Source organism: Vibrio sp. NFR, from assembly GCF_027587095.1.
GTDB classification, from domain to species: Bacteria; Pseudomonadota; Gammaproteobacteria; order Enterobacterales; family Vibrionaceae; genus Vibrio; species Vibrio harveyi.
In genome coordinates this window covers 16,457-29,073 of sequence record NZ_JAPPTN010000010.1, presented here as the reverse complement: position 1 = coordinate 29,073, position 12,617 = coordinate 16,457, and the positions used below count along the sequence as shown (strand labels likewise).

Below are 12,617 nucleotides of genomic sequence, written 5' to 3'. Positions count from 1 at the left end.
CAGGTCTAAACAAAGCTAGCGGTTAAAAATGGAGACGAAAACTGTTTACATCTTATTTACTTTTGTTTTTCGACGCACGACAGTATCTTAGTGTTAACCACTTGAAGGTACGTAAGATTCTAGATATTTGGTGAAAATATAGCGTGTTTGAAAAGCAGGAATATTAGTGTAATTTCCTGCTTTTTATGGAATGGGGTGATTTATATGGCAGGTTGTATGGTTGCCTCAGGTTCTGTAGGGGCTTTCTCTTTACGAGACAACAGACCGTCAACCACTTTCTCAATGTAGAGTTGCTTATATTGTTGGTCACACCAACGCTTGTTCAAACCTCGACGGTTGAACTCAGCACCAATCGCAACACGTGTTTGGTTTGAAGCGCGATTGTAATACAAGGTCTCACACAACTGCATGTTACTCATCTGTTGAGCGTATACGTTGACGCTGCTGCTTCTCATCCCAAGTTGTGCAGCTTGTTGATTGCTGCATGCTGCTAAAAACAAAGGTGCAATCGCAGCAAAAATCCATGTTTTCTTCATTGTTCTATTCTATGACGTCGAGTGAATCTTGTACTGGTTACGACCAGCTTGCTTTGCATCATACAGAGCTTGGTCAGCAGCGAAAAACCACTTATCCCACTCTTGTTTGATAGTTTGCGCGCTTAATTCATTAACCGCGCCAAGAGAGATTGTCGCGCCCATGGAGTCGGAGTCAACCTCTAGGTTGTTGTTTTCAACCGCAAGTCTCAAACGGTCCAATGTTTTTGCACAGTCGTCGGCATGGCTAATTTCGAAGAGAAGCACAAACTCTTCACCGCCCCAGCGAACCAGCAAGTCGCCAGAACGTGTCGCTTCATCGAGAATTCGTGCCACATGCATCAACATTTTGTCGCCCAAATCATGACCATATTGGTCGTTGAACACTTTAAAGTAATCAATATCGATGATCGCGAGAGCAAATCGACGACTTGGGCTTCTGCGCGCCATATTATCGAGCCAGTTCGGTAAGAAGCGGCGATTGTGTACCTTAGTTAATGGGTCCGTTGTGTTCTCTTGTGCAAGTACTTCATTGATTCGGTTCATCTGCCTGATATAACGGAACAACCAAAAACCAATGACGGCGACAACAAAAAAGTAGAAGATTTCGCGATAACGCTGCGACTCCAGTTCAGAAGCTTGCAAAGCATTCTTAGCCTCTAAAAGAGTCAGTTCTTTTTGTGCCAGTTTCGCTTCCAAATCGAGTTTGATATTAATCATCTCGTCGCCATGAATATGATTTTCAAAGCTCTTTTCTAGATTGCGGAGAAGCTCTAATGCGTTGAATGCTTCTTCGAAATGCTTAAGCTGTTGGTTTGCTCGGATAAGAACTAAATACAGATCCATTTTTTGTTTGGTCTCTGCACTTGCTGTTTCACTTAACCCTTCTAGGGCGAGATTTGCACTCTTTATCGCTTGCTCGAACTTACCATCTTGAAGATAAGCTTCTGAAAATGCTTCATAGCATGATGCTTTCATGCCTTTTAGGTTTTGTGGATTGGGTAAATCTAAACAAGCTTGCGCCAACTGATAGGATTCTTCCATTTTCCCAAGCGTGCTGAGTAGCTGGGATAGGTTAGATACCGAGTTATGCTTAATTCTAACTGACCCTGTCGCCATTGATAGTTTGGCTGCTTCTTCGAAGTAACGCTCAGATTCCTCGTACTTTTCCATCCCAAAGTTAATGACACTCAAGTTTGCGTACATAATGGCTAAGAAAAGGCTATTGTCGTACTTCTCTTGGCTGTTTAAATAGCCTTTTAATGCTTGGTCTAGATAAGTCTTTGCACGATCCCAATCTGATAATTCCATATACAGAGAAGCAATGTTGTTGAGCGTCATCGCGATTTGAATTTCGAACTCTGAATTTTCCAACAAGTCATAAGCAGTTAGATAGTGCTTTAGACTTGTTTGGACCTGAGAGCGTTGAACTTCGGCATTTCCCAACCAACGGTAGGCGCGTCCCTGAAGGGAGTTATAGCCAATTTTTCGAGAGATATTAATAACGTCATGAAGAAGAAGTTCACCTTGCCAGACTTCATCGGCCTCCACCAATTCTACTGCTTGATTCAGTTTTGCCTCGGCAATAACCCACTGCAAATTATGAATGGTACCGAATTCGACTAGGTTTGGGATTTTAGGTAGAGGAACACCTTCATAACGCTCAAGATAAATACGAGCAAAATAATACAGAGCTTGGGATTCTGGTGAGGCGTCTTTAGGTAGTGAAAGTTCACTGGATTTAATTGATCGCGGTTTGCCGATGGAGTCAAAGTAGAACTCAAGCATCGGATAATCGTCTTTAGCGATATGGTGCCTTAGGTAACTCTCTTTGTTTGGTTGTTCAGAGGCAAAGCTAGAAGACAGACAAAGTGTACTTAGGACAATCGGAAAAATAGTTCGTAACGTTTTAAGCGGGAAAAGCATTAGTTTGGTGATAAGAGCTGACTCTTATAATTGAAACACATGTGAAGTCTATCACTTATTCTGAGTGATTACCCATAGATTTAGGCAGTCTATCTATGCTTGTAAAACCTTTATCAGATCAATGTTTGTAGGGGGTTGAAATTACGGGAATTAAAAAAACGAAGGACTTTGGAGAAAGGAGAGAGTCGGCTGATGAACCCTAACCAGATACAAACGAACTGAAGTTGTTAGAAGCTTAAAAGAGGAGAGTGAGTTAGAAAACAAAGAGAGGGATCTTCCTTAAAAAAACGTTTGATCTCTAAAATTTCATCTCGTTGTCATAAATATTTAATATTGCTATGTCTTGTGGAAAAAGGCGTTTTTAGACATAGTGTTATTAAGCCATGAAAAACTGGCTGTTCCCATCAAAAAGGAGATTGCCTATGCACAACGAAATGATTCAACCTTCTCGCTTCGGTATTATCGGTCGTACTTGTATTGCTTCAGTACTGATGATCGCAGGTGTTTTCACTCTCATTCAATGAGACAGTAACGAATCATCACTGATAAGAAAACCATAGCAAAATTCAGGGAATTACCTTAATAAAAAATAAGGTATTCCCCTGAAAATCTCGCCTAAATCTCTTTTCTTAACTCAACAAGCTAAAAACCAACGCACTTACTGCAACAATACCTGTCATTAGTACAAAGTATGTAGATGCTTTCCCACGATACTTCTGCAGCCCTTTCACTTTATATACCGCTAACATCGGCATAATAAATAAGATCATGGCAATGACTGGACCTGATAGAGCTTCCATCATGCCTAGTATGCTTGGGTTCATGATTGCTGCAATCCAAATAGACACAAACAGTACGACTACACTGATGTGATCAACACGTCGTTTTGGCATATCAGAATGCTTAGTGATCAAACCATTCAGGCTTTCGCGCGCGCCAAGGAAGTGACCAAGGAATGAAGAAGTAATGGCAACGAAGGCGACAAGTGGTCCCAAAGTTGCAATGAATGGGTTTTCTGTTGCGTTAGCTAAGTAAGACAATACCGATACGTTTTGTGCTTTTGCTTCTGCCAATTGCTCCGGGGAAAGAGCAAGCACGCATGAGAAGACAAAAAGCAGCACAAATGCGATCAGCATAATGCTTGTGCGGCGCAAGATCAGCTCTGATTTTACATCGGCACCTTCTTCATAGTGTCGGCGTTGTACATTCGCAAAACTTGAGATCGCCGCAGCGTGGCTAAATGAGAAGATGACGACTGGAATCGCCAGCCACATTGTGCTTGCGAAAGATGACATTTCTGGTGCATCCATCACTGGCATGCTCCAGTTTGGCATTAGATAAAATGAAAGAAACGCCAGAATCGCAACCAACGGGTAAACCATGATAGCGAACGCACGTAGCATCACTTTTTCACCCGCCATCATGATAGCAATCAAACTGAATACTAATACGCCAGATAGTAGGGCACGTGGCAGTGGCTCCATACCCGCTTGGTTGACCATAAAGCTGTCAACGGTGTTGGTAATACCTACGCCATAGATAAGTAGAATCGGGAAGATAGAAAGAAAATACAGCAGCGAAATCGAACGACCAGCTTTCGCTCCGAAGTGCTCTTCTACAACATCTGTAAAGTCTGCATTTTTGATTTTGGATGACAGCACAAAGCGAGCAAGACCTCGGTGCGCTAAGTAAGTCATTGGATAAGCGAGGATCGCCATAACAACTAAGGGCCAGAAACCACCGATGCCTAGGTTAATAGGAAGAAATAGAATGCCTGCACCCACGGCAGTACCAAACAAGCTTAATACCCAGTGAGTATCATGTTTTGTCCAATTATTTGTTGTGTTTAATTCACTAAAATTTAACGTTTCTCGAGATTCTTTCACTTAAAACTCGCCTTTATAAAAATAATAATCGCGCGGATGTTATATGTTTTAGTGATAGTTATCACATTGGTGGAGTGGTGAATCATGCTGGTGAAAAGCCAGTGGTGTAAATTATCGAACCATGAAAATTTGCAAAAAGCGATATATAGTTTCAATTTTACATATTAAAACTGAAACTATATCGTGAAATTTAACGACTTTTTGGTTTTAGATGTTGTGGTTAAGCTTTGTTCGATAACTTTGTAAGGTAGTCATGTAAGGGAAGTGGCTTAGCAACACCAAACCCTTGAGCAAACTGAATATTTAGCGACTCTAGGGTGTCAATATGTGCTTGTGACTCCACAAATTCGGCAACGGTTACTAATTTCATGCTGGTGGCAACTTGGCTGATGGCTTGAACGATAATTCGGTCGTTTTCACTTTCAACGATATTTTTTACAAAAGAGCCATCAACTTTGAGCACATCCAGTGGGAGGCGACGTAAATAGTCAAAACTGGCGTATCCGGTACCAAAGTCGTCCAATGCGATGGTCGACCCCGATGCGCGAAGAAGATCGAGATTGTGAATAGCGATGGGTTCATTGCGCAGCGCATCCGACTCGGTTATCTCAAAGCACAGTTTATCCATTGGTATATGATGCAACCTAGCTTCTGCCTGTATGTCTTCCGCCATCCCTTCATAATTGAGCGCCTTAGCGGTCAAGTTGATGGCACAGCGTCCAACAAGGTTCCAATCTTCCACTTGCGCCTTTAGTGCGCTGAACGTGTGTTCAATAACCCACTGATCTAATTCTAATTCGAGTCCAAACTCATTGATCAACGGGAAGAACTCAGCAGGTGACATGAGCTCACCTGGGTTTGGCTTTAACCTCAGAAGGATTTCGAAATGCGCGGCTTGAGGTGTTAGCGTCAGGGCGCGATACGGCTGACAATAGAGCTCAAACTGATTCTCACGAAAGCACTGTTGGATAAAGCTGAGTTGATTGAGTGTGTTAGATTGCTGGTGGTTGTGAGTTACCCAACTCACACAGCTTTGCTGATGAGCTTGTTGCTCACACAGTTTAGAGATAAGTGGATCAAGGTTACTATTACCAAAGATTGAAGCGCACTGAATCGTTCGTTTTACGAGACTAATAGCTTTGTCGTCGAAGTAAAAATAGAAGCTATCTAGTAGGCTAATCAGAGTATCGAGCTCTTTTTCCATGTTTGGTAAGCGGGGCGCGATGCAGAGTAAACCACTCGCAAAAGGAGGCAGGTAGGCGCGCTGCAAGTGCTCAGTATTTGATGCGAGATATTGACTGAGCTGTTTCATTAATTGCGCTCTACCATGATGACCTAGACCACTTAGCTTCGACAACGTAGGCTCAAGGTCTATGTAAATCAAAGTAGCATTCGTGTGCTTTGCGACATCGTCTTTAAGTTGCGCGAGATTGTACAACCCCGTGAAGCTGTCGATACGCTCTTTACGAATGGCATTGCGTGTGGTGACGTAGTTTTTAATCGTGTGAGCGCCAAGCATAAACGTAAGCATGGTGAGAACAAACAACACCAAAAGCATGGCGTAAACTTGCTCTCTAGAGAGAATATCCGCGTTGAAGCGTTTTATGATGCTTTCGATACAAATCAATAAAGTGGCGGCGCCTACCAACATTGGTCGTACCAAGCCAAACTTGCCTAACGCCATGCCTACCAGACAAAGCAAAATTAAACTCAAGGTGTTGAGTGTTAGTGGGTTAGTCGTTGATATAGCCGCCACAAGGAAAAGCGCACAAATCATCAGCCATAGTCTGAAATGCAAAGGGCTGGAATGGGCGTCCATCATGGCGCGGTCGAGCTTTAAATAGGGCGCATTATCACCATCGAGCACGTAGCTCAGTCCTAGGCTTAATAAAGGGGTCAGTACCATTTGCGTTAAAATCGCACTCAAAACCGAATAGGCGATAAACTCAAAAGAAAAATCTGGCGTTCCTCCAAGAAGAGCATTGATCATAAGCAAAAGTGCAGTGTTCGCTATTGGGTAAAGAATGCCGATTAAAATGGCGAAGTAACCTAACTTTAGTGTGAAGTTGTAAGCCAGTACACGCTTCAATGCAGCGCGATAAAGTTGGCAAAATAGTAATGGCAGGGTGGGCAAAAAGAAGGCAAATAATAGCGCCATCCCCCAAGGACGCTGGGAGAAGACGGTATAGTAAAATAGCAGGCTCGCGACAATGGTCGGCAATACTCGCCAACTGTATCTTAAGGTCACAGCAACGACAAAAGCGGCTGTGAAAGAGAGTACATGGACACGATCTTGCGAGATAACATAGAAATTAGACAGGCTATAACTGACTTGTATCGCGCAAAAAATTAGGGTTTGAATGCCTAAAAACTGCCACCACTTTTTATTTTTATAATCGAGCAAAGGGTTGATTTGCTCGAATCCAGACATCGACATTATTCAACTCTAATTATGACAACTTAATTGAAGCGCTGACGTAAACGCTAGCGGTACATTTTCGTAATGAATCGCTTGCTAATGAGCCTGATTGCTCAATAAGGACGACTGCTTTCGTCTCGTTATTATTATTTTTGTATATAAGAGCGGCGATTATTCAACAAAAAACGACCAACAATCAAATAAAAACTGGTATGACGTTCCATTAGTTAAAACTGGCTCTCATCATCAAGAATTGGTCTGACCAAAGCAAAAAGAAGTATACCCAAGGAGACTCGCCCTTCGGGAGCATGTCATTGAGTTGATTTCTGCGTCACCCAACTTGATGACAACGCTCTAAACCCTGCATCTTGAAGTCATTTGGGTATATCAATGTGAACTGCATGAAATCGTTAGGTTTTATCGCGCTTTGCAACTATATTCACTCGGAGAGTTTTATAAGGAAACATTGCCAATGCAGATCACCTCAGCAGATAAAAATGATTTAGCAGCTCTATATACACTGGAGCACAAGTTATTTGGTCATCACGCTTACCCTCAATTTTTCTTTCGACAAGCATTTGATTGTTGGTCTCAAGGTTTGTTAGTAGCCAAAGAAGAAGGGCAAATAGCTGGTTATGTGCTGATGGCGACAAGTGATGAACAAAACACGCAATGGATTCTGTCATTAGCGGTAGATGCGACACACAGAGGCAAGGGGGTTGCGCGTTTGCTAGTGGATAAGGTGCTAAGTAAAGTTGAAACAGGCTCAGTAGTGAAGCTAACCGTTGATCCTGACAATATACCAGCCTTCAAACTGTACTCATCGCTTGGATTTGTTGTGGTCGCGGAAGAGGATAACTATTTTGGCGATCAAGAATCGCGCTTGGTGATGCAACTCGCTTGCTAGTGCTGCACTTCTGTGAAACAAATCCGCACCTAATCAGTGCATAACCAAATATAAAGAGAAAACGGATCTTTATAAGTTATTGAAAATGAATGGTATTCATAGTTGGCATTGGGATTGCAGATTAGATTGTGTTCATCGTTAACTCGATGCGCCGCTTTCCCTTAGCAGGCGGTTAAGCGGATAGGGTATTACTTTTTTGAGCTTTTATAGGCAATGCAGCCTCTCTCGTTTCGGGAGAGGTTTTTTTTCGCTTGTAGCTCGCCATTGGAAGCAAAAATCAGGGGGCTTAATGTCGCAAGGATGCAAGAAAACCACTTGTCCCTATTGTGGTGTTGGATGTGGTGTTGAGGTTAATGCTAAAGGAATTGTTGGGGATGCGTGTCATCCGGCGAATGCGGGTTCATTGTGCGTAAAGGGTGTGGCATTGGCAGAAAGTTTAAATATGCCGTCACGGTTGTTGTATCCGAAATTTGTAAGTCAGGAGCGACCTCAGGGTAAGGAAGTACAGTGGCAGCAGGCGACAGATCTGATTGCAGAAAAGATCCACCAAGCAAAGGCGGAGTTTGGACCTGATTCGGTCGCAATGTACGTTTCTGGTCAGTTGCTGACAGAGGACTACTATATCGCCAACAAATTGATGAAAGGTTACGTCGGCAGCGCGAATATTGATACTAACTCGCGTTTGTGTATGTCTTCGGCGGTTGCGGCTCATGTACGAGCATTTGGTGAAGATGTCGTTCCCGTCAATTACGATGACATTAATAATACCGAACTATTGATCATATGCGGTGCCAATACCGCATGGACACATCCTGTGTTGTTCCGCCGAATCCAACAAGCGAGAGAGAAGAATCAAAATTTAAAATTGGTGGTGATTGACCCTCGTGAAACGGTCACCGCGCAGCAAGCGGATTTGCATCTACCGATTAAAAACGATGGTGATGTGTCACTCTTCAATGGGCTACTTAAGTTTCTTATTGAGCAGCAATACATTGATTCTCAATACATAAACTCCTATACCGACGGGTTTGAGGCGCTTGCAGAAGAAGTTTCTGATTTGCGTTACGATGTCACTAATCTCTCGTCTTCCATTGGTATATCAGAAGAAAAACTCACGACATTCTTCCAATGGTTCGCACAAAGCCCAACCGCAATCACGCTGTTTTGCCAAGGGGTTAACCAAGCTGAAAATGGTGTCGATAAAGGCAATGCCATTATTAATGCACATTTGGCGACAGGTAAGATTGGGAAAGCTGGTTGCGGACCGTTTTCTATTACAGGTCAGCCGAATGCGATGGGTGGGCGAGAAGTCGGTGGATTGGCAAACCAGTTAGCGGTTCATCGCGCTTTTGACGCAGAGTCTATCAAGGAGGTACAAGCGTTTTGGGATTCACCAGAAATTGCCACTAAGCCCGGATTAAAAGCCGTCGAGCTGTTTGAGGCGGTAGAACGTGGTGAGATTAAAGTTCTTTGGATCATGGCAACCAATCCCGTTGTCTCTTTACCAGATAACCAATTGGTAAAACGTGCGCTAGAGATTTGTCCATTTGTGATTGTTTCAGATATCACAGCGGATTCGGATGTAGCGCATTACGCGAACCTGCTGCTGCCCGCCGCTGGGTGGGGGGAAAAGCAAGGCATGGTGACCAACTCTGAGCGTCGACTTTCAAGGCAGCGCCAGTTTCAAACACCTCCCGGTGAAGCAAAATCGGATTGGTGGGCGATAAACCAAGTTGGGCAAGCTTTGTGTGAACTAGAGAAGACCAAGAGTGGTTTTGCATTTACCTCAGAACACGAGGTATTCAGGGAGTATGCGGCGATGACAGGCATGAATGCAGATTCGCCATTGAAGCTAGATCTTTCTCAACACGCGAACTTAACCGAGCAAGAATACGAAGAGTGGGTGCCGATACAATGGGGAGGAGAGCGTCCTTTTTCTGATGGCGTCTATTCACATCCAGATGGAAAAGCGCGTTTTGTCGTGACCAGCGAATTGCCCCAACGCTTAGAGAGAACAAAAGGTTGGTGGCTCAACACGGGTAGGCAACGCGATCAATGGCATACCATGACGCGCACAGGGCATATCGCACACCTTGCTGCCTCTGAGCTAGAACCAACCGTGTACATGAACACACTCTCTGCTACTCAAAGTCGCTTAAAAGCAGGACAACTCACCAAGCTGTTCCAGCCCACTTCAAACACCAGTATTTATGCCAAAGTTGCCATTGATGAAGGTTTAGGTTTTCAAGAGCTGTTTATGTCAATGCACTGGGCGGGTCGATATGGCGGTGAAAGCGGTGTTAACGCAATAGTAAACAGCGCGAAAGACCCTATTTCTGGGCAGCCTGCGTTTAAGTCGTCTTATGTTGAAGTGCAAGACACAGCAGTAAAAACCTACGGTATGTTCATCGGTACACAGTTTGATTCTGGCAAGTTTCTCTACAGCGCATTTCAAGCAGAAAGTAATTTGGGCATCTGGCGCTTTGCACACGATAAAAGACCAAAGAAGCAGAGTTTTTGTCGAACGGAAAAGAGCCGCAGGATTACGATAGATATTGCCCAGGGTTGGCTAGCGGTGGATTACGACCTTGTTGGAGACGTTCGTATCATTCGCTCTGTTTTAGTGGTGTCTAGTGAACCAATTCAAACCGACTACACCAACTTTACCGGCTTGATTGGCAAACCTATGGAGCTATCGCAACTGCTTACCATCACTCAATCGCAGAGCAGTGCCAAACTGGTCTGTAGTTGTTTCCGCGTCACCGATAAACAAATACATGACGCGATGGAGAAACAAGACTGCACGTCAGTGACCCAACTTCAAAACAAACTCAAATGCGGTACTAACTGTGGCTCGTGCGTCTCTCAAATCAAACAAATGGTCGACAGCCATCAGCATCAAAAGGGCAAGCAGCAAGCGAACCAGCAAAGTCTGGCTATTCAAATAAAGTAAGTCACAAAGAGGATAAGCACATGGAAGCGCCTTATCAAAAGTCTTGGTTTAAGAAAGGACAAGCGAGTCAGAAACAAGAACGTTCGTCTCGCTTTTCTAAGCATGACCAAGCAAGCAAACTGAACCAACTTTTAGAAAATAACAACGCAACTCTAGATGCGAACCAAAAAGGTTTTGTGTCGATTGTTGGAGCAGGGCCGCACGATCCTGACTTGTTAACCGTGAAGGCTGTGAAAGCGATTATGTCGGCAGAGGTTCTGCTGTACGACCGTTTGGTTAACAAAGATATTTTGGAGTTGGCTTCGCCACAAGCCGATTGGATTTACGTGGGCAAACGATGCGGACAACCAAGTATTGGTCAGGAAGAAATCTGTGATTTGATGGTATCGCTCGCTCAGCAAGGAAAGCGAGTTGTACGCTTAAAAGGGGGAGATCCTTTCGTATTTGGCCGTGGAGGCGAAGAGGCGTTAGCACTCGTCAAACACTCAATCGCTTACGAAGTCATCCCCGGTATTACTGCTGCGATTGGATGTTCAGCAAACAGCTTGATTCCGCTGACTCATCGTGGCGTTGCTCGCAGCGTTACCTTTGTGACAGGGCAAGTGGTAACAGGCGCATTTGAGGCGTGGAGCCAACTGATGCAAAGCGGACAAACGTTAGTCTTCTATATGGGGTTAGAAAAGTCATCGCAAATACAAACGGGTTTAATAGGCTCTGGTTTGAGAGCAGATTTCCCAGTCGCGATAATCACTCATGGTTGCAGCCCTCAACAACAAGTGCACGTTACACAACTCAATCAGCTCAATGATTTATCGATTACACTTAAAGGCGTGAGCCCAGCATTGATTGTGATGGGAGAAGTTGTCAAACTGCGCGAACAACTAATAGAAACCGTACAGTCAGTGACGGAATACGAGGGAATATGAGCAGCATTTTGGAATGTATTAGAACAGTCGGTCGTGGCGAACGTGGTAGAAAACCACTGAACTTTGACCAAGCGTTTCGAGTTATGGATGAATACCTAAACGGTGAGTGCGATGATGATCAGATGGCGATGTTATTGATGCTGATCCGCGTACAGAACGAGACTCAACAAGAAATCGCTGGCTTTGTGAAAGCATTCCAATCCCGCATGCCGACTATTGGTGCAGATATTGATTGGCCATGTTATGCGGGCAAACGTGAAGCGGCAGGTCAGCCTTGGCATCTGTTGGCAGCGAAGATCCTTGCCGATAATGGCCATAAAGTGCTGATGCACGGCTATCATGACCGTCAATCTGGTCGTTTACACGCCGAAGATTACCTCGATAAGTTTGCTATTACCAAAGCGGAATCAACAGAAGAAGCAAAGCGTGTATTAGAAACACAAAACATTGTGTATCTGCCGCTAAGTGCGTTTGTACCCCAAGCAGAAACCATGATCGGTTGGAAGAATCGTTATGGGCTTAGAACGCCGATTAATACCGTGGTTCGAGCATTGAATCCGGGGCAGGCGACGGTTGGTATTCGTGGTAGCTTCCATCCTGGATTCCAACAACTTCATGCTGAAGTCGAATACGAGATTGGTCAAACCGCTCATGCCGTTGTGTCATTCAAAGGACAATCGGGTGAGTCAGAATACAACCCGAAAGTAAGTCAAACCGTATGGTTAAGCCAAACAAGTGGCGTGACATCGCATTACTGGACGGAGCAAATGCTGTCTGAGGTGCCAATGCCTGCGAACTGCCCGTTTGGGACGTCAGAAGATGACATGAACCAAATGGCGAATACGGTTCTCGCTACCATGACAGTGGTCTTGTTTGCACAAATGCATGATCGAGAAAAAGCCTTTGAACGTGCCTTTAGTTATTGGCAGACGTACTGTCATTACGAGTAATTTTGAGTTGACTGGCTAAACCAAAGTATTGGTTTTAGACAAATCCACTCAAAACAAACAACGCAAAGTTGTTGAATCTGAATCCATTATCTATTGTTTGAAGAAGGTTAAAGATCC

General features: G+C 44.1%; 8 protein-coding genes. 4 read left to right on the top strand and 4 right to left on the bottom strand.

Going from position 1 to position 12,617, the window contains the following annotated elements; translation table 11 throughout:
* Positions 1–200 precede the first annotated feature (200 nt).
* The 4 genes from OH463_RS18150 to OH463_RS18135 all read right to left on the bottom strand — a co-directional run bounded on the left by OH463_RS18150 (position 201) and on the right by OH463_RS18135 (position 6,782).
* Positions 201–536, bottom strand: a complete 336-nt coding sequence (locus OH463_RS18150; protein WP_005450107.1) for a hypothetical protein — start codon at positions 534–536, stop codon at positions 201–203.
* A gap of 9 nt (positions 537–545) precedes the next feature.
* Entirely contained in the window at positions 546–2,459 is a 1,914-nt protein-coding gene (locus tag OH463_RS18145) for a tetratricopeptide repeat-containing diguanylate cyclase (protein ID WP_422456193.1), read from the bottom strand.
* A 629-nt stretch (positions 2,460–3,088) separates the two neighbouring features.
* Positions 3,089–4,345 (bottom strand): aromatic amino acid transport family protein, encoded by a 1,257-nt coding sequence (locus tag OH463_RS18140; protein ID WP_009696312.1) that lies wholly within the window; start codon positions 4,343–4,345, stop codon positions 3,089–3,091.
* Between the two features lie 220 nt (positions 4,346–4,565).
* Positions 4,566–6,782, bottom strand: a complete 2,217-nt coding sequence (locus tag OH463_RS18135; protein WP_199479825.1) for an EAL domain-containing protein — start codon at positions 6,780–6,782, stop codon at positions 4,566–4,568.
* A 454-nt stretch (positions 6,783–7,236) separates the two neighbouring features.
* On the opposite strand from OH463_RS18135, the gene OH463_RS18130 reads away from it, so the two are divergent.
* From OH463_RS18130 to OH463_RS18115, 4 genes are all read left to right on the top strand, one after another.
* Positions 7,237–7,671, top strand: a complete 435-nt coding sequence (locus OH463_RS18130) for a GNAT family N-acetyltransferase (RefSeq protein ID WP_049537593.1) — start codon at positions 7,237–7,239, stop codon at positions 7,669–7,671.
* 289 nt (positions 7,672–7,960) lie between these two features.
* A complete protein-coding gene (locus OH463_RS18125) occupies positions 7,961–10,624 on the top strand; it encodes a nitrate reductase (protein WP_269991916.1) in 2,664 nt (887 codons plus the stop codon).
* Positions 10,625–10,644: 20 nt separating this feature from the next.
* Positions 10,645–11,550 carry a uroporphyrinogen-III C-methyltransferase gene (cobA, locus tag OH463_RS18120; protein WP_188014680.1) on the top strand — a complete coding sequence of 302 codons (906 nt, stop codon included), beginning with the start codon at positions 10,645–10,647 and terminating at the stop codon, positions 11,548–11,550.
* Positions 11,547–12,500 carry a glycosyl transferase family protein gene (locus tag OH463_RS18115; RefSeq protein WP_199479823.1) on the top strand — a complete coding sequence of 318 codons (954 nt, stop codon included), beginning with the start codon at positions 11,547–11,549 and terminating at the stop codon, positions 12,498–12,500. Before cobA ends, OH463_RS18115 begins: the two co-directional genes overlap by 4 nt.
* Positions 12,501–12,617 lie beyond the last annotated feature (117 nt).